We start from the raw sequence: 21839 nt of genomic DNA on the forward strand, positions 1-21839 counted from the left end.
GGTGATGATGGCCGCCCGGCGGACGACGGGCTAGCGTCGAGAGACGTGATGTCCGCGCCACCCCTCGACTCGCCACCGACCTCCCGGATCCCCGCGCCGTCGAGACGCCCGCCGGTTTCGGGACGAGCGGTGCTGCTGGCTGCCGCGGTGGCGATCCTCGCGCAGCTGGTCCTGCGCGGCTGGGTCGCCGGATCCGGGTTCTTCTACTGGGACGATTTCATCCTGATCGGCCAGGTCGCGACCCATCCACTGTGGTCGACCGAACTGCTGCTGACCAGTCACGACGGGCATGTGATGCCCTTGGCCTTCGTGCTGACCTGGCTGGTCACGGCGGTGGCGCCGCTGAACTGGACAGCGGCGGTGGTCGTGCTGGTGGCGATGCAACTGCTCGCCTCGCTCGCGGTCCTGCGGCTGCTCATCGTGCTGCTCGGGGTACGCGCGCGACTGCTCGGACCGCTGCTCTTCTTCCTGTTCGTCCCGCTGACGGTGCCCGCGTTCGCCTGGTGGGCGGCGGCGGTGAACGCGCTACCCCTGCAGATCGCCCTCGCCTGGGTCAGCGCCGACGCGGTGCTGCTCGCCCGCACCGGGCGGCGCCGGTACGCGGTGTCGGGTGCGGCGGTGTTCGCGGTGGCGTTGCTGTGCTTCGAGAAATCGGTGGTGGTGCTGCCGGTCGCGTTCGTGACCGCCGTGCTGGTGGCGCACGTGACCGGCTCGTCGGCCCGCGAGGTGGCCCGCCGCGGCGCCGCCCTGTGGACGGCCTGCGGGGCGGTCCTGCTGGCCTGGGCGGCGTACTTCCTGTCCGTCGTGCAACGGCCCCGTGGCCTGTCCGGCCCCGAAGACCCCGGTGCGTTGCTGCGCCGCGCACTGTCGGACGGGCTGGTCCCCGGCGTGTTCGGCGGCCCTTGGCGGTGGGAACGCTGGCAACCGGCCACCCCGTGGGCCGACCCGCCCGGCGTGGCCGTCATGCTGTGCTGGGTACTGCTGATCGCGCTGGTGGCGTGGACGATTCGCTCCCGTTCCCGTTCCCGTGCCGTCGGGGCGTGGATGTTCGTCATCGGCCACGCGGTGCTGACGATCGCCCCCATCGTCGTGCTGCGCGACGGCCCTGGCACCGCCGCCCTGCTGCTCCAATCCCTGCGCTATTTCGCCGATTTCGCGGTGGTCGCCACGATCGCCTTCGCGATTCTGCTGCTGGCACCACCGCGATCGAGCGCCGCTGCCGCGAAAGGTAATGTCGGACAACATGATTCGTCGACTCACGAACGCGCCGATGGCGGTCGAACAGGAGTCGGAGGCCGGACCGGCGCGCGGCGGTTCGCCGGACTGGCGGTGGCGGTGCTGTTCCTCGGCAGCAGCGTCTACTCCACGATCACCTTCACCCGATCGTGGGAACCCAGCCCCGCGCGCACCTACATCACCGGCGTCCAGGCTGCCCTGCCCGGGGCCGCCGATGCGCCACTGCTGCCCCAGGAGGTGCCCTGGAATGTGCTGAACCCGTTGGCCTTCCCGCTGAACATGACCGATCACGTCCTCGCGCCGATCGCCACCCCGACCACCTTCGCCCAGTCGACCTCGCGCCTGCGGATGATCACCGACGACGGCGCGATCGTCGAGGCACAGGTGTGGTGGAACCGGGCGATCGTCGAAGGCCCGGAACCGGAGTGCGGTCACCGCGTCCGCGAGCCCACCACCCTCCCGCTCGACGGCCCCATGCAGATCCGCGACTGGACAGCCCAGATCAACTACTTCGCCGAACGCGACGGACAGATCGCGGTGTCCTTCGAGGGCGACGCCGAAACGGTCGCCGAGGTGCGCGCCGGGCTCGGGACCGTCTATGTCCGCCTGCTCGGCGGCGGCACCGCCCTGCGAGTCAGGACCGTCGATCCGCAGCAGTCGTTGTGTGTCGGCGCCGGTCCGGTCGGCGTCGTGGGATATGACCGGTAGTCGGCAGGGCGACGTCGCCACACCCCACGACGCCGACTGGTCCGGCGCAGTCGTCATCGCGGCCTCCGCGACCAGCGGGCGATCGTTGTCGAGCAGGTCGGTGCGGCGCGTGCGATGCTGGGCTGATGAGGCAGTTTCGGGTGTGGGCGCCTACGGCGGGAGCGGTGCGGCTGCAACTGGACGGGGTGGCGCGACCGATGCGGCGCAACGGTGGCGGATGGTGGTCGGTCCGGGTCGAGGCAGGTCAGGGTGCCAGATACGGCTTCCTCGTCGATGACGATCCGACCGTCCTGCCCGACCCGCGCTCGGCCAGACAACCCGACGGCGTGCACGCGCCCTCGGCTGTCCACGACCTCGATCCGACCGCGTGGACCGACCACGACTGGACCGGCAGACAGCTGGCGGGCTCGGTGTTCTACGAGCTGCACATCGGCACCTTCACCCTCGAGGGCACCTTCGACGCCGCGATCGAGCGCCTCGACCATCTCGTCGCGCTCGGCGTCACGATGGTCGAGCTCATGCCGGTGAACGCCTTCGACGGCACCCACAACTGGGGCTACGACGGGGTGCTCTGGTACGCGGTGCAGGAGACCTACGGCGGTCCCGACGGCCTGCAACGCTTCGTCGACGCCTGCCACGCCCGCGGCCTCGCGGTCTGCCTCGACGTCGTCTACAACCACCTCGGTCCCTCCGGCAACTACCTGCCCCGCTTCGGCCCCTACCTCACCAGCGGCCGCAACACCTGGGGTCAGAGTCTCAACCTGGACGGCCCCGGCTCGGACGCGGTGCGCCGACACATCATCGACAACGCCCTGCGCTGGCTGCGTGAATTCCACATCGACGCACTGCGACTCGATGCCGTGCACGCCCTCGTCGACCGCACCGCGACCCATCTGCTCGAAGAGCTCGCCATCGAAACCACCGCCCTGGCAGCACATCTGGGCCATCCGCTGACCCTCATCGCCGAAAGCGACCTCAACGATCCCCGCCTGATCACGCCCCGCGCGGCAGGCGGCTACGGTCTGACCGGCCAGTGGAACGACGACCTGCACCACGCCGTCCACACCGCTGTCTCCGGCGAACGCCAGGGCTACTACGCCGATTTCGGCTCCCTGGCCTGCCTGGAACAGACCCTCACCCACGGGTTCTTCCACGCCGCCACCTACTCGAGCTTCCGCGGCCGCACCCACGGCACGCCGATTCCGCGTGACCTGATCCCCGGCAGCGCCCTGCTCGGCTACACCTGCAACCACGACCAGATCGGCAATCGTGCCGTCGGCGACCGCCCCGGCGAATACCTCACTCCCGGCCAGCTCGCCGTGAAAGCCGCGCTGGTCCTGCTCTCGTCGAGCACGCCGATGCTTTTCATGGGGGAGGAGTGGGGCGCCCGCACGCCGTTCCAGTTCTTCACCTCGCACACCGACCCGGATATCGCCGCCGCCACCGCGACCGGTCGCCGTGCGGAGTTCGCCGAGCACGGCTGGTCCAGCGACGAGGTCCCCGACCCGCAGGACCCCGCCACCTTCACCCGATCCAAGCTCGACTGGACCGAGCCCCGCCGTGAACCGCACGCTCGCCTGCTGGCCTGCTATCGCGCCCTGCTGGCCCTGCGCCGATCGCGTCCGGAGTTCACCGACCCATGGCTGGAACGGGTCTGGGCCGACTACGACGAGGCGCGACGCTGGTTCGTCCTGCGTCGCGGCCGGATCTCGGTGGTGTGCAACCTGTCCGAGGACGAGGCGGTGATCCCGGTGCACGGCCGCGTCCTGCTGGCCTGGGCACCCGCCACCGAATCCGGTGCGGGAACTCTCGTTTCGGGGCACAGTTTCGCGGTACTGGAGGAAGGCGACGGCGCGGGCACCGTGGTCACCGAGTGATGACGGCACAGCACGGCTCGGCCACGGATGGGCGCAGATCGTTGCCCAGGCGACCGAACGACCGTACGGTTAGGCGATGAGCAACGACGCTTATGGGCAGGACACCGCTGCCCTACCGGCCGGTGTCGGCGGATTCGCCCCGGCCGGCTTCGGCCCCTTGGCGCGCGCCTTCGCCGCCCTGATCGGCCATCGCCGCGATGCGGGCGGCGCCCTCGCGATCTATCGGCACGGCGAACCGCTGGCGCATCTGTGGACCGGCAGCGCGGGCGAGAAACCCTGGACCGCCGAGACCGGCGCCATCGTCTTCTCGGCGACCAAGGGCGTCACCGCCACCGTGATCCACCGCCTCGCCGATCGCGGCCTGCTCGACTACCGCGCGCCCGTGGCCGAGTACTGGCCGCGCTTCGCCGCGCACGGCAAGGGCGCGATCACCGTCGCCGACGTGCTCACCCACCGATCCGGGCTGTCCTCGCTGTCCGCGGTCGCCACCACCGCCGCCGAATCCCTCGATCACGAGCTGATGGAGGACCGGCTGGCGACGGCCCGCCCCGACGGTCTGCTCGGCGTGCCCGCCTATCACGCCCTCACCTACGGCTGGTTGCTCGCCGGGCTGGCCAGGGCCGTCACCGGCCGCGACATGGGCGAGCTGATCCGCGCCGAGGTCACCGATCCGCTCGGCATCGACGGCATCCACCTCGGCAGGCCCGCCGCGGGCTCGGCGACCGAGTACGCCCGACTGTCCGGCGCCCATCTCAGCGTGGTCGCCCACCCGATCGCCGCCGGGTTCCTCGGCCGGATCGGCTACCGGATCCCCGGCCCGCTGGGCGCGGCCGCCCGCTGTCTGTTCGTGCCCGGCCTCGGCGGCATCCTCGACGGTGACGACCCGGCGATCCTGAACTCCCAGATGCCCGCGGGCAACGGCGTCGCCACCGCCGCCGGATTGGCGAGGATGTACGCCGCGCTGGCCGACGGCGTCACCCTCGACGGGCAGCCGTTCCTGCAACCGGGCACGCATCGCGCGATCCGCCGGGTGCAGACCTACCGCCCCGACCACGCGCTGTTCTACCTGCCGATGATGTGGCACCTCGGATACCACTCGATGCCCGCCGTCGGTGCGCGCAACGCGTTCGGGCACATCGGACTCGGGGGTTCGTTCGGCTGGGTCGACCCCCAGTCGGGGCTGTCGGTGGCCTTCGTCCACAACCGCCTCGACCAGAGCCTGCTCGCCTACGACCAGATCGCCATGGGCTGGTTGTTGCCGCTGGTGCTCTCAGGTGTGCGCGCCGGCCGCAGCCGCGGGACGAGGATCGACCGCGCGGCCGCCGCGTAGCGGGTCAGGTCAGGTAGCGGTAGGCCGGGGAACCCGGTTCCAGGCGCTCGGCCTGGATCGGGGACTCCTCGATGCGGTGCAGCAGCGAGGCGAGGTCGTCGGTGGCGCCGAGTTCGATGCCGACCAGGGCCGCCCCGGTCTCCCGGTTGTTGCGCTTGACGTACTCGAACATGGTGATGTCGTCGTCGGGGCCGAGGACGTCGTCGAGGAAGCGGCGCAGCGCGCCGGGTTCCTGCGGGAAGTCGACCAGGAAGTAGTGCTTGAGCCCGCGATGCACCAGTGAGCGCTCGATGATCTCGCCGTAGCGCGACACATCGTTGTTGCCGCCGGAGACCAGCACCACCACCGTGGCGCCCGGCTCGATGTCGATCTCGGCCAGCGCCGCGGTGGCCAGCGCGCCCGCGGGCTCGGCGATGATGCCCTCGTTCTGGTACAGGTCGAGCATCGCGGTGCAGATGGCACCCTCGTCGACCTGCATCATCCGGAAAGACGCGGTGCCGGTGGGGATCTCGGCGGCGATCAGCAACGGCAGCGAGGCATGCGAGACCACCCGGCCGCCGAAGGAGGCCGCCGCCCGGTAGGGCAGGTCACCGATCCGGCGCACGGCGGCGCCGTCGACGAACGGGTCGATCTCGGGCAGCGTCACCGGCGCACCGGCCACCAGTGCGGCCGTCATCGATCCCGCGCCCGCGGGCTCGACGCCGAGCAGCCCGGCCCGCGGCGCGCGTTCGCGCAGGTAGGTGCCGATTCCGGCCAGGCAACCGCCGCCGCCCACCGGCACGATCACCAGATCGGGCGCGGTGCCCAGCTGCTCGAGGAATTCCGCGGCGATGGTGCCCTGGCCCGCGGCGGTGCGCGGGTCGTCGAACGGCGGCACCATGGTGGCGCCGGTGCGGGCGACGTCGTCGGCGGCGGCCGCGGCGGCCGCGTCGTAGGTCTCGCCGACGGCGATCAGTTCGACGAACTCACCGCCGTGGACGCGGATGCGGTCGCGCTTCTGCTTGGGAGTGGTGGTCGGCACGTAGATGCGCCCGCGCACACCCATCGCCCGGCAGGCGAAGGCCACGCCCTGGGCGTGATTGCCCGCGCTGGCCGCCACCACCCCCGCCGCCCGCTCGGTGGGGGTGAGCTGGACCATCAGGTTGTAGGCGCCGCGCAGCTTGTAGGAGCGCACGGCGGTGAGGTCTTCGCGCTTGAGGTACACCTGCGCGCCGGTGCCGGCCGACAACCGCGGGCTGTACTGCAGCGGAGTCGGCTCGATGATGTCGGAAATTCGCTTGGCGGCGGCGTCGATCTCGTCCGCGGTCAGCGGCGGACGGGTTACGGACACTTCGGCGACGTCAGCGATGGGGGACACCCGAATATGCTACCGAGGCGTCCGAAGGGGCCAGCAGGTGCTCCCGCTCAGCTCGCCCGCGCCCGAATACCCGCCGGGCCTGCTCGGCCACGGCGGGCGGGGTCCGGGTCGCGCGGTGGTCAGCGGGGGGTGAGGACGAAGACCGGGATCTGGCGATCGGTCTTCTTCTGGTACTCCGCGTAGTCGGGCCACACCTGCACGGCGCGGTCCCACCACAGGGCCTTCTCCTCGCCGAAGACCTCGCGCGCGGTGTAGTCCTTGCTGACGACGCCGTCGCGCAGTTCCACGTGCGGCTCGGCGACGATGTTGTGGTACCAGACCGGATGCTTCGGCGCGCCGCCCAGCGAGGCGACGACGGCGTACTCTCCGTCGTGCTCGACCCGCATGAGCGGTGTCTTGCGCAGTTTTCCGGTCTTGGCGCCCTTGGTGGTGAGCAGGATGACCGGCTTGCCCTGCAAGGACGTGGCCTCGACCCCGCCGGAGCTCTCATAGGCTTCGGCCTGTTCGCGTGCCCAATCGGAAGTGCTCGGTGCGTACTCTCCTGTCAATGGCATGACCTGCACAACGAACCGTCGGGGGGTGATGTTCCCGACAGGCATCCCGACGAAGAGTTCGGTGGACCGAACTCTGATGTGCGCCTATCCTGTGTGCATGGCAGTGGTCACCCCATCGGCAGCATCCGCGACGGTCGACATCGCGGGCAGCGCTTGGCCGGTCTACAAGCTCGAGGCGCTGGTCGCCGGGCTCGTGGTCGGTGCCCTGCTGCTGCTCGTCGTCGGTTCGGCGCAGACCGCCGTGCTGGTCGGCGCCGCGGTCGCCGCGGTGCGCTGGATCATCGGCGCCACCCGCGCGCACCGCACCGGCGACTGACTCACGGCGCGAGGTCGAGCGCGCTCAATTCTGCTCGCGAGACCACGCCCAGCTTCGGATACGCCTTGTACAGGTGGTGCCCGACCGTGCGGTGACTCAGGAACAGTCGCGCGGCGATCTCCCGGTTCGACAGGCCCTGCGCGGCCAGTCGCACGATCTGTGATTCCTGCGGGGTGAGCGCACTCAGCGCGCCCGAGCCGGTCGCCGCGTCCACACCCACGCCCAGTGCCCCCAGTTCCGCCCGTGCGCGAGCGCTCCACGGTTGGGCGTCGAGCCGATCGAACACCTCCAGCGCCTGTTCCAGCTGGGTTCGGGCATCCACCTTGCGTTTGTCGCGGCGCAGCCATTCGCCGTAGAGCAGCCGGGTGCGGGCCTCGTCGAACGGGCGGTTCGCGGTGAGCGCCGCCGCGAAGTGCGCTTCGGCGGACGCTCCGTCGGCCAGCAGCGCCCGGCCGCGGGCCACCAGCGCCGCGATCCACGCCTGACCGGCTTGTTCGGACCAGTCGGTGAGCCGTTCGAGCGCCTCCCTGGCCCGGTCGAACGCACCGAGCCGCACCGCCACCTCGATCCGGTCGACCAGCGTGCGCAACCCGACCACCTGATGACGCGCGGGCTCGATGCTCAGCTGGTCGAACTCAGCGTGCGCCTGCTCCAGCCGGCCCGTGCCGAGCGCGGCCATCGCCCGCGCCGCGTGCGCCCACGAGGCACCGACCGATCCCGCACCGCCGAACTCCTCGTCCACCGCCCGCTCGGCGTGTACCCGGCAGGACTCCTCGTCGCCTCGCAGCGCGGCGAGGTAGGCGAGGAACGCGCTGAGCTGACTGACCCAGTGGGCCTGACCGATGTCGGCGGCGATCCGCACCCCTTCCTCCGCCCCGACCCGGCTCTCGCCCGGTACGCCGCCGAAGAGCTGGGCCTCGGACCGAAAGAACAGCAGCGGCGCGAGCAAGGCGATTCGCCCCTGCTCCCGCGCCTCGCCGAGCAGGTCCTCGGCGAGCTCACCGACTTGCTCGTCCTGACCGACCACCAGCCCGCTACCACACAGCTGCACCAGATCGGCCGGGCTGTCCGCCCCAGCGGCCCGCGCCTGTCGCGCCGTTGTGAGCAGGTCCACCTCACGGCTGTCGGCTGTGCCCGGGGCGATCGCGCGCCGCCCGGCGACGGCGGTGGTCAGGTAACGCATGATCGGGGTGATCGGGTCGTTCTCGTCGAGCCTCAGCGTGGCGAGCACCTCGGCCACCTCGTCGAGCTCGGTGGGACCGAGATACCAGGCTGTGTGTACCGCTCGACTGAGAATGCGGGCGGCCGCGCTCGGGTCGTCCGCGCGTGCGGTGATGGCTGCTGCCATCAGCCGGCGATGTGCCGAACCGGTGGTGCCTCTGGCGAATTCGGCCTGGGCGCGGACCAGCTGCAAGCGGGACTCGAAGGTGTCGCCGACAGGTTGGGCGGCGGCGCGGTCGGCCAGGCGGGCGGCCTGCTCGGTGAGTCCGGCCTCGGTCGCGATCTCGGCCGCGAGGACGAGTCGCCGGGTCCGGGCCGGCACGTCGACGCTCAGCGCCGCCGCGCGGTCGTAGGCGGCGACCGCGCCGTGGAAGCCGTTGCGGCGCCGGGCCCGTGCGGCCGAGCGCTCCAGCGCGTCAGCGGCCTGCTCGTCGGGACCCGTTGCGGCACAGGCCAGATGCCAGGCACGCAGATCGGCCGCGTCGGCGTCGTCGAGCGCGTCGGCCAGTGCGCGGTGCGCGGCGAGGCGCTCGGTGAGCGGCGAACCCTGGTAGACCGCCGCGCGCAGCAGCGGATGACGCCAGGTCAGCACCTGACCGTCGGTGCCGACCAGACCCGCGTCCTGTGCCGGTTGCAGATCGGCCAGCCCGGCGCCGAAGCTCGCGGCGGCGCGCAGCACCGGCGCCAGGTCCTCGGCGCCTGCCGCCGCGGCCACCAGCAGTACCGTCCTGGTAGCGGCGGGCAGCCGGGCGACCCGCCCGTGAAAGGCCAACTGGAGTCGCTGAGTCAACGGCAGCGGATTCCCGTCCGCGCCCGCGCCGATCACCGACGGAAGTTCCAGCAGGGCAAGGGGATTGCCGCCGGATTCGGTGAGCAGTCGATAGCGGGCGGTCGGTGAGAGATTCGCGCCGCCCGCGTCGAGCAAGGCCGCGGCCGCGTCGGGACGCAGCCCGGACAGCGCGAGTTCGGCCAGGCCTGGTGCGGGGAAGTCGTCGGGGCCGGGGCGGGTCGCGAACAGCATCACCACTCCCTCCGCGTCGAGCCTGCGCGCGGCGAACAGCAGGGCCTCCGCGGTGGCGCGGTCGAGCCAGTGCGCGTCGTCGATCAGGCACAGCAGCGGGCCCTCGGCGGCCTCCTCGGCCAGCAGCGTGAGCACCGCGAGGCCGATCAGCATCCGGTCGGCCGGGGTGCCGTCGCCCAGGCCGAACGCGGCCTCCAGCGCGTCACGCTGGCGCGGCGGCAACTGCCGCACCAATTCCATTCCCGGCCGCACCAGCAGGTGCAACGCCGCGAACGGCAATTCGGCCTCGGACTCGATGCCGGCGCTGCGCACTGTCGGAATGCCCTGCGCCGCTGCGTAATCCAGCAGCGCGGACTTGCCGATCCCGGGCTCGCCGCGCAGCACCAGTGCCCCGCTGCGCCCGGCACGCGCGCCCGTGATCAGGTCATCGATCCTGGCCTGTTCGGTTTCGCGTCCGTGCAGCATGACCACCACCGTATCGGCGTACCGATGCCGACAGTAGTCGCCTCCGAAAAGTACCTATAGGCGACTGATTCGACCTACCCCCTCGCCCCATAGCGTAGGTGTCATCGCAGTAACAAACCGCGAAATACCAGCTCACAGTATGTTTTGGAGGCCGAGATGGACACCGTCGTCGCACAGTACCTGGAAGCGTGGAACACCCGCGACGCCGCCGCGCGCCGCGCCGCGATCGCCGAGCTCTTCACCCCGACCGCCTGCTACGTCGACCCGCTGGTCGCCGCGGCCGGGCACGCCGAGCTCGATGCCGCCATCGCCGGCGTGCAGGCCCAGTTCCCCGAGTGGACCTTCCACCTCGCGGGCCCGGTCGACGGCCACCACGACCAGGTGCGTTTCACCTGGGGCCTCGGTCCCGCCGACGGCGACGCGGTCGTGCTCGGCTTCGATGTCGCGACGCTGACCGACGGCCGCATCGACAACGTCTACGGGTTCCTCGACCAGGTCCCCAGCGCCTGACCCGCACCACACCCCTCACACCCCAGGAGATTCGCCATGACCGCCGCCACCGCCCCGTCCCGCCTGTCCGCCCTGCTCGCCTCCGGCGAGAACCTGCTGCGCGTCTCGTTGCGCCTCGACGCCGTCGTCACCGGGGCCAACGGCCTCGCCTACCTGGTCCTGGCCCAGCCACTGGAACGCCTGCTCGGTCTGGACGCCACGATCGGCCTCGCGATCGGCGCGTTCCTGACCGCGTACGGCCTCGCCGTCGCGCTCGTCGGCCGTCCCGCGACCATCAACCGCACGGCAGTCGCCGCGGTCGCGATCGGCAATCTCGCCTGGGTGCTCGCCAGCCTGGTGGCGGTGGCGACCGGCATCCTCGGCCTCACCACGGTCGGCTCGGTGTGGGCGGTGCTGCAGGCGATCACCGTCGGCGGATTCGCGGCCCTGCAGTACCTGGGCCTGCGCCGCACCCGCTGAACACCTGTCGCGACCCACGCGGGGCCACAGATCGTGGCCCCGCGTTCGTGCTGTGTCGACGAGTCTGCGAGACCTCGCCGCTCCCCGCTGGTGACTGCCACGCCGTTGCTGCGTGGCTCGACCAGCAGCGGTCACGGTCAGGATGCGCTGTCGCGGTGGTGATCTCCACCCTGTTCAGCGCACGAGCAGCGCGACCGGCAGTCGGGTGAACAGCTTGTCGAGCCTGGCGTTTCCCGCGAACGAACTGCCCGTCAGCCGATCGGTCCAATTGCCTTCCGGCAGTGGCAGTGTGGTGTCGAGCCAGCCGGTGGCCGCGAGCCCCACCGAGTGCCTGGTCGCCGCCACGATCACCTCCGGCTCCTCGCCCGCCGGTCCACGTCCGAAGGCGACGAGCCGGTGCGCGTGCTCACCGGCGGCGTACAGCGGTCGATACATCCCGCCGACGAAGCACTCCGGGCGCTCTCGCCGCAACCACAGCGCGTAGGCGACCACCCACATCTTCGCCGCGCCGGTGGTGTCCAGTGTCGGTGTGTCGGTGAGTGACTGGAGCATTCCGGCGCGGACGGCGAAGTTCACCGGCCGTCGATTGTCCGGGTCGACGAGGGAGTCTTCCCACAGTTCGGTGCCCTGATAGAGGTCAGGGACACCGGGCCCGCACAGCTGCAACAACTTCTGCGCCACCGCGTCCGACCAGGCGTGTGGCGCCAATTCGTGCGCCAGATCGCCGATGCCGGTGCCGACCGGCCCGTCGATCACGGTGTCGAGCCAGCCGTGCACCGCCGACTCGAATTCCGCGTCGGGCTCCTCCCACGAGGTCTTGGTGCCCGCCTCCCGAATCGACTTCTCCGCGAACAGATGCAGCCGATCCCGCAGCCCCGGCACCGACGAGGCCGGTCGACCGTCCGCGGGCCAGACCCCGAACATGTTCTGCAACAGGAACAGCGCCGTCGCCCCGTCCGGCGCCGGGCTGATCTCCAGCCAGCCCCGCACCCGCTGCGACCAGGTCTCGGCCACCTGCGAGAGCACCCCGATCCGCGCCCGCACGTCCTCGCCGCGCTTGGTGTCGTGGGTGGAGATGGTCGTCATGGTGGCGGGCCAGCGCTGCGAGCGCTCGCTGTTGGAGAGGTGGAAGTCGTTGACGGAGTGGCCGAATCGCGCCGGATTGCCACCCACCTCCTGCAGCGACACCAGCCGCGCGCCCTGATAGAACATGGTGTCCTCGACCGACTTCGCGGTGATCGCGCCACACACCTGCGAGAACCGGGTCGCCGCCTCGCCACCCACCGACAGCGCGGTCACCAGCACCGACAGCGGCGCGGTCAGTTCGGCATTGCGCTTCTCCACCTCCGCGACCACCGCGGCGGTGATCCCGGCCAGCGGCGCGTAGTCCACCCGGTAGACCGGCATGAACGCCAGCACCTCGATCGTCGCGTTGCTCACCGCCAGGGTGTCAAAACTACCGGCGTTGCCGTCGCGCTTGATCGCCGCGACCAGCCGCCGGATCTCCGGCGCCAGAATGGTTTCCGCGACCGCGCGTTTGATCCGGTGCTCGGTCTCGCCGAACCAGGCCCGGTCGCTGCCGTGCCCGGCGACGTGCTGGGACAGTTCGGTCATCGCGGCCTCGCCCGCCGGATCGATCAGCACCCCACCGACATCGGCGAGCGCGTCGTAGCCGGTGGTGCCGTCGACCGGCAACGTCGCGTCCAGCGGCTCGCGATTGGCCAGGATCTTCTCCACCAGCAGCAGCCGCTGCGGGCCGATCAGCCTGCGCAGCCGGGTCAGATACGCGCTGGGATGGGCCAGGCCGTCGGGATGGTCGACCCGGACGCCGTCGATGAGGTCGTGCTCGCACCAGGCCGCCAGCTCCCGGTGGGTGGCCTCGAACACCTCCGGCTCCTCCTGTCGGATCGCGGCCAGGCTGCTCACCGCGAAGAACCGGCGATAGGTGCACACGCCCGCCTTCCAGCTCACCAGCCGGTAGTGCTGGCGATCATGGATGCGCAGCGCGTTGTCACCGTCGGTGCCGGGCGCGATCGGGAACCGCAGATCGTGCAGCGCCAGCATGGGTTCGGGGCCGGACCGGTCGACGGTCAGCGCCGCCGGATCGTTCTCGCTCTGCAGCACCGGCAACGCCAGCCGCCCGCCCGCACCGTTACCGGGGCTCCAGTCGATATCGAAATACTTCGCGTAGGTGGACTTCTGACCATTGCGCAGCACATCCCACCACCACGGGTTCTGCCGCGGATCGGCCACACCGACATGATTGGGCACCAGGTCGACGATCAACCCCATACCCCGACTGCGCACCTCGTCCGAGAGCGCCTTGAGCCCGGTCGGGCCGCCGAGCGCGGCCGAGACCGTGGTCGGATCGGTGACGTCGTAGCCGTGCGTCGAGCCGTGCGTCGCGGTCAGGATCGGCGACAGGTACAGGTGCGAGATACCGAGTTGCTGCAGGTATTCGGCGATGGCGCGCGCGTCGCCGAAGGTGAGGGCGTCGGGGCGCAGCTGCAGTCGATAGGTGCTGCGCACCGTGCTGGGCCGGATCGGCGCGCGATGCAGCAGAGTCAGCGGGTCGGTTACGTAGGTCTCGGTCATCGTCTCGGCTAGGCGGTTCGGCGTAATACGAGCAGGCAGCGGCTCGGCACGGGCAGCGGCGCGGACGCGGCGTGGACCGCCTCGGCCGCGCCGGTCGGGGTCGAGCAATCCAGGGCCAGCGTCCACTCGGCCCCGAACTCGGGCCCCGGCAACACGAAATCGATCGCTTCGTCGTGCGCATTGAAGCACAGCAGGAACGAGTCGTCGGTGATACGTTCGCCGCGCGGTCCCGGTTCGGCGATACCGTCGCCGTCGAGCAGCACGGCCAGGGACTTGCCGAAGCCGCAGTGCCAGTCGTCGGTGGTCATCTCCGCGCCCGCCGGGGTGAACCAGGCGATCTCGCGCCGTTGACCTTTCCCGTCGCCCGGACCGGGAGCGAGGAAGCGGCGGCGCCGGAAAATCGGATGCTCGGTGCGCAGGGCGATCACCGAGCGGGTGAACTCGAGCAGCTCGGCATTGGTCTGCGCCAGTGTCCAGTCCATCCACGACAGCGGCGAATCCTGGCAGTACACATTGTTGTTGCCGAGCTGGGTGCGCCCGATCTCGTCACCGTGCGCGAGCATCGGCGTGCCCTGGCTCAGGATCAGCGTGGCCAGCAGATTGCGCTGCTGGCGGGCCCGCAGCGCGAGGATCGCCGGATCGTCGGTCGGGCCCTCGATCCCGCAGTTCCACGACCGGTTGTGACTCTCGCCGTCGCGATTGTCCTCGCCGTTGGCGTCGTTGTGTTTCTCGTTGTAGGACACCAGGTCTCGCAGCGTGAAACCGTCGTGCGCGGTGACGAAGTTGATGCTGGCGCCGGGCCGTCGACCGGTGGACTCGTACAGATCCGAGGACCCGGTGAGCCGGGAGGCGAACTCGCCGAGAGTGGCCGGTTCCCCGCGCCAGTAGTCACGCACGGTGTCGCGGTACTTGCCGTTCCACTCGGTCCACAAGCTCGGGAAGTTGCCGACCTGATAGCCGCCCTCACCCACATCCCACGGTTCGGCGATGAGCTTGACCTGGCTCACCACCGGGTCCTGGTGCACCAGGTCGAAGAACGCCGAAAGCCGGTCCACATCGTGCAATTCGCGGGCCAGGGTGGCGGCGAGGTCGAAGCGGAACCCGTCGACGTGCATGTCCAGGATCCAGTAGCGCAGCGAGTCCATGATCAGCTGCAAGGTGTGCGGATGCCGCACATTGAGGCTGTTGCCGGTGCCGGTGTAGTCCTTGTAGAGCTCGGGATCGGTGTCGTCGACCCGGTAGTAGGCGGCATTGTCGATCCCGCGCAGGCTCAGCGTCGGCCCGCGGTGATTGCCCTCGCCGGTGTGGTTGTAGACCACATCGAGGATCACCTCGATGCCCTCGGCGTGCATCGCGCGCACCAGCGCCTTGAACTCCGCGACCGCCGCGTCACCGCGCGGCCGGGCCGAGTACTGATTGTGCGGGGCCAGATAGCCGATGCTGTTGTAGCCCCAGTAATTGCGCAGTCCCTGGTCGGTGAGCACGTGATCGTGGAAGAACTGGTGCACCGGCATCAGCTCGATCGCGGTCACGCCCAGACTCTTCAGGTGCCCGATGATCGCCGGATGCGCCAGCCCCGCGTAGGTGCCGCGCAGTTCCTCCGGGATGTCGGGATGCGTCATCGTCATGCCCTTGACGTGCGCCTCGTAGATCACCGTCTCGTGATAGGGCGTGTTCGGCGGACGGTCGGCGCCCCAGTCGAAGAACGGGTTGATCACCACCCCGGTCATGGTGTGGCCCAGTGAATCCAGCCCGTAGGTGTAGAGCGAGGGATCGTTGACGAACTCGCCGTCGAAGGCCTTGCCGTACGGGTCGAGCAGCAGTTTGCTGGGATCGCAGCGCAACCCCAGCTCTGGCTCGTAGGGCCCGTGGACGCGGAACCCGTAGCGCTGGCCGGGTGTGACGGCGGGCAGATAGGCGTGCCACACATAGCCGTCGACCTCGTCGAGATCGACACGCGTCTGGCTACCGTCCTTGGCGATCAGGCACAGCTCGACCTTGGTGGCGACTTCGGAGAACACCGAGAAGTTCGTGCCTGCGCCGTCATAGGTGGCGCCGAGTGGATATGCCGTTCCCGGCCACACTCCCAGTGGGGTCACCTCACCGGATCGGTCGTTCGGGCTCGACATGCTACGACAGTAGTGGAATCCCGGCGCCGACCGCGCGGGGTGCGCGATGGGTGCTTGATCACTCCGGCGTTCCGGAGAAGCTCGCGATCAGTCGTCGCGCGTATCCCGTCCGCCGCGCCAACCGGGCGAGGCCGCCGAACATCAGGCGCTGCAGCAGCACGGGCGGACCGGCCAGATAGCCGTCCTGGTACTCCCACAGCAGCGCGAGGGCGAGGGGATTGCGCGGTACCCGGTCTGCTGTCGTCCGGTGCGCGTTGTCCAAGCCGGTCCAGAACTCGAACATCTCCCAGTGCCGCAGCGGCGGGCGGATCACGTGATCGAGCACCGTGTCGGGCGTTTCGTTCCAGAACTCGTGCACCGCGCGCGGTGCAGCGGTGACGGTCTGACCCGGGCCCGCGAGGATCTCGACGCCGTCGATCCGGAACCGCATCGTGCCGGCGCGAATGGTCCAGGTCTCGGCCAGTTCGGGATGCCAGTGCGGGCCCGCTTGTCTGCCGGGATGACCCAGCAGTCGATGGGCGAATTGGTCGCCCACCTCGAACGATTCGGCTACGTGGCACGCGAGCCCGATCCCGCTGACCGCCGTGCCCGCCTGATCGTTGCCACCGCGTCCGGACGCGCGGCGCTCGCGCTGGCCGCACGCCACATCCACCGGATCGAGCAGGCGCTCGCGGCCGAGCTCGGCCCGGAATCCCTCGACCGGCTCCGGGCCGCACTGGCGCGCGTGCCCGCCGCCATCGCCGATCCGTCCGACCCGCCGTCCGAGTCCGGCCGCAGCTGATAACTTGAACGTTGTTCAAGGCCGTTGCGGCGGCACCGGGCGACGACGAGGAAACCCTGTGGACCTGACCCCCGAGCAGATCAGCGCCCTCGATGCCGAGCACGTCTGGCATCCCTACGGCGGCTTCCCCGCGACCACCGAACCGCTGGTCGTCGCGAGCGCGGCGGGCACCAGGCTCACCCTGGCCGACGGCCGGGAACTGGTCGACGGCATGAGCTCGTGGTGGGCGGCCGTGCACGGCTACCGGCATCCGGTGCTCGACGCGGCCCTGCTCGCCCAGTCGCAGCGAATGAGCCACGTGATGTTCGGCGGCCTCACCAACGAACCGGCCGTCCGGCTGGCTCAGCTGCTGGTCGAGCTCACGCCGGCCGGGCTGGACAAGGTCTTCCTCTGTGACTCCGGCTCGGTCTCGGTCGAGGTCGCGGCGAAGATGTGCCTGCAGTACTGGCGCGGAGTCGGCCGCCCCGGCAAACACCGGCTGCTCACCTGGCGCGGCGGCTACCACGGCGACACCTTCACTCCGATGAGCGTGTGCGACCCCGAGGGCGGCATGCACACGCTGTGGACCGATGTCCTGACCGAGCAGGTGTTCGTGCCCGCGCCGCCGCGGACCTTCGAGCCCGGCTACGTCGCCGAGCTCGAGCAGGCCGTGCGCGCCCATCGCGACGAGCTGGCCGCGGTGATCGTCGAACCGATCGTGCAGGGCGCGGGCGGGATGCGCTGGCACGATCCGCGCTATCTCACCGAACTGCGCCGCATCTGCGACGAGCAGCAGGTGCTGCTGATCTTCGACGAGATCGCCACCGGCTTCGGCCGTACCGGCGCACTCTTCGCCGCCGACCACGCCGGCGTCAGCCCGGACGTGATGTGCGTGGGCAAGGCGCTGACCGGCGGTTATCTCACCCTTGCCGCCGCCCTGTGTACCACCCGCATCGCCGAGACGATCAGTTCGGCGCATGGCGGCCTCATGCACGGGCCGACCTTCATGGGCAATCCGCTGGCCTGCGCGATCGCGGTCGCCTCGGTGGAGCTGCTGCGCTCGCGCGACTGGCGTGGTGAGGTCGCGCGGATCGAATCCGAGCTGACCGAGGGTCTCGCGCCCGTCGCCGACCTGCCCGGTGTCGCCGAGGTGCGGGTGCTCGGCGCGATCGGAGTCGTCGAACTCGACGAGCCCGTGGACATGCGCGCCGCGACCACCGCTGCCGTCGACGCGGGCGCCTGGCTGCGCCCGTTCCGCAATCTCGTCTACACGATGCCCCCGTTCATCAGCAGCTCCGCCGACATCGCCACCATCACCGCGGCCGTGCGCGCGGCGGTGAAGGCATCGGTGCGATGATGCCGCGCCCAGCCCGCTTGAACGGCGTTCAAGTAAGCTCCTCGGCTGTGAGTACGGATCCGTTGAGCTGGTTGGACGAGCGCGCGGCCGAGCGGGTCGACGCCGGGCTGCGCAGGCACCTGCGGGTGCGCGCCGCCGAGTCGCCCGCGATCGACCTGGCCTCCAACGACTATCTCGGGCTGGTTCGGCATCCCGAGGTGATCGAGGGCGCGATCGCCGCCGTGCGTCGGTGGGGGGCCGGATCGACCGGCTCCCGCCTGGTCACCGGAACCACCGCCGAACACGCCCTGCTCGAAGCCGAACTCGCCGAATTCGTCGGCGCGGAAACAGGACTGGTCTTCGCCTCCGGCTATGCCGCGAATCTCGGCGCCGTCACCGCGCTGGCCGGACGCGGCACGCTGGTCGTCTCCGACGCGGGTAGCCACGCCTCCCTGGTCGACGCGTGCAGGCTCTCCCGGGCCAGGGTCGAGATCGCCCCGCACCGTGACGTCGCCGCTGTCGAACGGCTGCTCGCCGAACGCACCGAGGAGCGCGCACTCGTCCTCACCGACTCGGTCTTCAGCGCCGACGGCGACCTTGCCCCGCTTGCCGAGCTGCACCGGGTCACCAGGGCCAATGGCGCGATCCTGATCGTCGACGAAGCGCACGGACTCGGTGTCCGCGGCGAGGGCGGGCGCGGGCTGGTGCACGAGGCAGGTCTGGCGGGTGAATCGGATCTGGTCGTCACCGCGACCCTGTCCAAGGCGTTCGCCGCCCAGGGCGGCGCAGTGCTCGCCGATGCCAGAATCCGCGCCCACCTCATCGACGCGGCCCGCACGTTCATCTTCGACACCGGCCTCGCGCCCGCCGCCGTCGGCGCGGCCCGCGCCGCACTCGGCCTCCTGCGCCGCGACCCCGCCATGGCCGCGCGCGTCCTCGCCCGCGCCGCCGACATCGCCCGCATCGCCGGAGTCCCCGAACCGGACTCCGCGGTGGTCTCGGTGGTCCTCGGCGAAGCCCAGCTCGCCTTCGATGCCGCCCAGGCCTGCCGTGAACACGGCCTCGACGTCGGCTGCTTCCGCCCACCCTCGGTCCCCGAAGGCACCTCTCGCCTGCGCCTGACCGCCCGCGCCAACCTCACCCCCGCCGAGCTCGACACCATCGCCGAGGTGCTCGGCGAAGTCCTCGAGAACGCGCGCGGCAAAGAGCCGGTGAGCGCATGAGCATCCTGCTGATCAGCGGCACGTCCACCGACGTCGGCAAAACTGTCGTCACGGCCGCTGTCGCAGCGGTGGCGCACGCCGAGGGCCGCTCCGTCGCGGTGTGCAAGCCTGCCCAGACCGGGATCGCCCCTGGCGAACCGGGCGATCTCGCCGAGATCACCCGATTGTCCGGGGTGACCCGCACGGTCGAACTAGCCCGCTACCCCGACCCACTGGCCCCCGATACCGCAGCCCGCCGCGCCGGGATGCCCTTGCTGAGCTTGGCCGAGACCGTCGCCGCGATCGACGAACTCGCCGACGCCGACCTCGTCCTGGTCGAGGGCGCGGGCGGACTGCTGGTCCGGATGGGGGAATACACGCTGCTCGAGCTCGCCCACAAGGTCGGTGCTCCCGTCCTCGTCGTGGCCGCCGCCGGACTCGGCACCCTCAACCACAGCGAACTCACCACCCGCACCCTGGCCGCCGCCGGTGTGCCGTGCGCGGGACTGGTCATCGGCGCCTGGCCGACCGACCCGGATCTCGCCTCGCGCTGCAATCGCGAGGATCTGCCCCGCGTCACCGACACCGCCCTGCTCGGTGCGATCCCCGCGGGTGTGGGCCAGTGGGAGCGTGAGCGCTTCGCCGCGGCAGCTCCGAGTTGGTTCGCCGACGGGTGGCGTCCCTGAACGTCGCGTGTCGGTGCGTTGAAAACCTCCGCTGACCAGCCGATTTGACTTAGTGTTCGTCGCTGCGTAACTTTATTCGAGTCAGAGCGACACGGACACCAACCCGGTGCCGAGCAGCAGCCCGCCAGGGCGGCTACGGTGCGGGGAAACGAGGTAGGACGATGAGCGCCTGACTGATCATGTGTTCAGGGTCATCTGGCTGGGATTTGCTTCTGGTCGATGTTCTGGGCTACAGTACGAACCCTTGCCTCACCGAAACCCGCGATCAACATGTTGTGGGTGGAAGTGTGTGCGTGTGTTCTTTGAGAACTCAATAGTGTGTCGATGAATGTCAGTGCCAATAATGATTATTGGTTCCAGCCTTCGCGTACCCCCCGGTCGTGGGAGGTTGGACATTGAAAACAACAGCGAATCTTATTTGCTGGTGTTTGACTTTGCTAGGTTTTCGGACTCTAGTTAGATATTTCTGATTACACCTTTCGGGGTGTGGTTGAGAGTCTTCAACGGAGAGTTTGATTCTGGCTCAGGACGAACGCTAGCGGCGTGCTTAACACATGCAAGTCGAGCGGTAAGGCCCTTCGGGGTACACGAGCGGCGAACGGGTGAGTAACACGTGGGTGATCTGCCTTGCACTTCGGGATAAGCCTGGGAAACTGGGTCTAATACCGGATATGACCATGGGATGCATGTTCTGTGGTGGAAAGATTTATCGGTGCGAGATGGGCCCGCGGCCTATCAGCTTGTTGGTGGGGTAATGGCCTACCAAGGCGACGACGGGTAGCCGACCTGAGAGGGTGACCGGCCACACTGGGACTGAGACACGGCCCAGACTCCTACGGGAGGCAGCAGTGGGGAATATTGCACAATGGGCGAAAGCCTGATGCAGCGACGCCGCGTGCGGGATGACGGCCTTCGGGTTGTAAACCGCTTTTGACAGGGACGAAGCGAAAGTGACTGTACCTGTAGAATAAGGACCGGCCAACTACGTGCCAGCAGCCGCGGTAATACGTAGGGTCCGAGCGTTGTCCGGAATTACTGGGCGTAAAGAGCTTGTAGGCGGTTCGTCGCGTCGTTTGTGAAAACTTGGGGCTCAACCTTAAGCTTGCAGGCGATACGGGCGGACTAGAGTACTTCAGGGGAGACTGGAATTCCTGGTGTAGCGGTGAAATGCGCAGATATCAGGAGGAACACCGGTGGCGAAGGCGGGTCTCTGGGAAGTAACTGACGCTGAGAAGCGAAAGCGTGGGTAGCGAACAGGATTAGATACCCTGGTAGTCCACGCCGTAAACGGTGGGTACTAGGTGTGGGGCTCCTTCCACGGACTCCGTGCCGTAGCTAACGCATTAAGTACCCCGCCTGGGGAGTACGGCCGCAAGGCTAAAACTCAAAGAAATTGACGGGGGCCCGCACAAGCGGCGGAGCATGTGGATTAATTCGATGCAACGCGAAGAACCTTACCTGGGTTTGACATACACCGGAAACCTGCAGAGATGTAGGCCCCCTTGTGGTCGGTGTACAGGTGGTGCATGGCTGTCGTCAGCTCGTGTCGTGAGATGTTGGGTTAAGTCCCGCAACGAGCGCAACCCTTATCTTATGTTGCCAGCGCGTAATGGCGGGGACTCGTGAGAGACTGCCGGGGTCAACTCGGAGGAAGGTGGGGACGACGTCAAGTCATCATGCCCCTTATGTCCAGGGCTTCACACATGCTACAATGGCCGGTACAGAGGGCTGCGATACCGTGAGGTGGAGCGAATCCCTTAAAGCCGGTCTCAGTTCGGATCGGGGTCTGCAACTCGACCCCGTGAAGTTGGAGTCGCTAGTAATCGCAGATCAGCAACGCTGCGGTGAATACGTTCCCGGGCCTTGTACACACCGCCCGTCACGTCATGAAAGTCGGTAACACCCGAAGCCGGTGGCCTAACCCTTGTGGAGGGAGCCGTCGAAGGTGGGATCGGCGATTGGGACGAAGTCGTAACAAGGTAGCCGTACCGGAAGGTGCGGCTGGATCACCTCCTTTCTAAGGAGCACTTCTACGTGAACTCTTCGAAGAGTCGAATGAGGGCGCGTCAGAGACCGT

At 69.2% G+C, this 21839-nt stretch carries 16 protein-coding genes and 1 rRNA gene; 11 read left to right on the forward strand and 6 right to left on the reverse strand.

The features are described from left to right. The first annotated feature begins 48 nt into the window (after positions 1-48). From BOX37_RS09370 to BOX37_RS09380, 3 genes are all read left to right on the forward strand, one after another. Positions 49-1944 (forward strand): hypothetical protein, encoded by a 1896-nt coding sequence (locus BOX37_RS09370; RefSeq protein WP_084759512.1) that lies wholly within the window; start codon positions 49-51, stop codon positions 1942-1944. 125 nt (positions 1945-2069) lie between these two features. Continuing rightward, entirely contained in the window at positions 2070-3821 is a 1752-nt protein-coding gene (treZ, locus tag BOX37_RS09375) for a malto-oligosyltrehalose trehalohydrolase (RefSeq protein ID WP_071927307.1), read from the forward strand. Between the two features lie 76 nt (positions 3822-3897). Next, a complete protein-coding gene (locus tag BOX37_RS09380; RefSeq protein ID WP_071927308.1) occupies positions 3898-5151 on the forward strand; it encodes a serine hydrolase domain-containing protein in 1254 nt (417 codons plus the stop codon). A 4-nt stretch (positions 5152-5155) separates the two neighbouring features. Here BOX37_RS09380 and ilvA read toward each other — a convergent pair whose 3' ends face one another. Together ilvA and BOX37_RS09390 are read right to left on the reverse strand one after the other, a co-directional pair. After that, positions 5156-6499: a threonine ammonia-lyase IlvA gene (ilvA, locus tag BOX37_RS09385; RefSeq protein WP_420811618.1), complete on the reverse strand. Its 1344-nt coding sequence runs from the start codon at positions 6497-6499 to the stop codon at positions 5156-5158. Positions 6500-6627: 128 nt separating this feature from the next. Next, on the reverse strand, positions 6628-7062 hold the full coding sequence (locus BOX37_RS09390; protein WP_071931326.1) for a nitroreductase family deazaflavin-dependent oxidoreductase: 435 nt from the start codon (positions 7060-7062) through the stop codon (positions 6628-6630). 97 nt (positions 7063-7159) lie between these two features. Here BOX37_RS09390 and BOX37_RS09395 point away from each other — a divergent pair, with 97 nt between their 5' ends. Further along, a complete protein-coding gene (locus BOX37_RS09395) occupies positions 7160-7378 on the forward strand; it encodes a hypothetical protein (RefSeq protein ID WP_071927310.1) in 219 nt (72 codons plus the stop codon). A 1-nt stretch (position 7379) separates the two neighbouring features. Here BOX37_RS09395 and BOX37_RS09400 read toward each other — a convergent pair whose 3' ends face one another. Then, positions 7380-10085, reverse strand: a complete 2706-nt coding sequence (locus tag BOX37_RS09400; protein WP_071931327.1) for an AAA family ATPase — start codon at positions 10083-10085, stop codon at positions 7380-7382. A gap of 156 nt (positions 10086-10241) precedes the next feature. Between BOX37_RS09400 and BOX37_RS09405 the strand changes: the two genes are divergently transcribed. Beyond that, positions 10242-10595, forward strand: coding sequence for a nuclear transport factor 2 family protein (locus BOX37_RS09405; RefSeq protein ID WP_071927311.1), 354 nt, complete (start codon positions 10242-10244; stop codon positions 10593-10595). A 36-nt stretch (positions 10596-10631) separates the two neighbouring features. Beyond that, positions 10632-11054 (forward strand): hypothetical protein, encoded by a 423-nt coding sequence (locus BOX37_RS09410; RefSeq protein WP_071927312.1) that lies wholly within the window; start codon positions 10632-10634, stop codon positions 11052-11054. Between the two features lie 174 nt (positions 11055-11228). Here the strand turns inward: BOX37_RS09410 and treY are convergent, their stop codons facing one another. Genes treY through BOX37_RS09425 form a run of 3 tightly spaced genes read right to left on the reverse strand, consistent with a single transcriptional unit; the run spans position 11229 to position 16313 of the window. Further along, positions 11229-13649, reverse strand: coding sequence for a malto-oligosyltrehalose synthase (gene treY / locus BOX37_RS09415; RefSeq protein ID WP_206045793.1), 2421 nt, complete (start codon positions 13647-13649; stop codon positions 11229-11231). Positions 13650-13657: 8 nt separating this feature from the next. Beyond that, positions 13658-15778: a glycogen debranching protein GlgX gene (gene glgX, locus BOX37_RS09420; protein WP_071927313.1), complete on the reverse strand. Its 2121-nt coding sequence runs from the start codon at positions 15776-15778 to the stop codon at positions 13658-13660. A gap of 58 nt (positions 15779-15836) precedes the next feature. Continuing rightward, positions 15837-16313, reverse strand: a complete 477-nt coding sequence (locus BOX37_RS09425; RefSeq protein ID WP_240505285.1) for a cupin domain-containing protein — start codon at positions 16311-16313, stop codon at positions 15837-15839. On the opposite strand from BOX37_RS09425, the gene BOX37_RS09430 reads away from it, so the two are divergent. The 5 genes from BOX37_RS09430 to BOX37_RS09450 all read left to right on the forward strand — a co-directional run bounded on the left by BOX37_RS09430 (position 16293) and on the right by BOX37_RS09450 (position 21779). Beyond that, on the forward strand, positions 16293-16559 hold the full coding sequence (locus BOX37_RS09430; protein WP_240505286.1) for a MarR family winged helix-turn-helix transcriptional regulator: 267 nt from the start codon (positions 16293-16295) through the stop codon (positions 16557-16559). The genes BOX37_RS09425 and BOX37_RS09430 overlap by 21 nt on opposite strands. 58 nt (positions 16560-16617) lie before the next feature. Further along, positions 16618-17895, forward strand: a complete 1278-nt coding sequence (locus BOX37_RS09435; protein WP_071927314.1) for an adenosylmethionine--8-amino-7-oxononanoate transaminase — start codon at positions 16618-16620, stop codon at positions 17893-17895. A gap of 47 nt (positions 17896-17942) precedes the next feature. Next, complete coding sequence (locus tag BOX37_RS09440; protein WP_206045794.1) at positions 17943-19097, forward strand: 8-amino-7-oxononanoate synthase; 1155 nt, start codon at positions 17943-17945, stop codon at positions 19095-19097. Further along, positions 19094-19762, forward strand: coding sequence for a dethiobiotin synthase (bioD, locus tag BOX37_RS09445; RefSeq protein ID WP_071927315.1), 669 nt, complete (start codon positions 19094-19096; stop codon positions 19760-19762). The genes BOX37_RS09440 and bioD overlap by 4 nt, the downstream gene beginning before the upstream one ends. A 500-nt stretch (positions 19763-20262) precedes the next feature. Then, positions 20263-21779, forward strand: a 16S ribosomal RNA gene (locus BOX37_RS09450). Positions 21780-21839: the final 60 nt, after the last annotated feature.

The sequence above is a fragment of the Nocardia mangyaensis genome (genome assembly GCF_001886715.1).
GTDB lineage: Bacteria > Actinomycetota > Actinomycetes > Mycobacteriales > Mycobacteriaceae > Nocardia > Nocardia mangyaensis.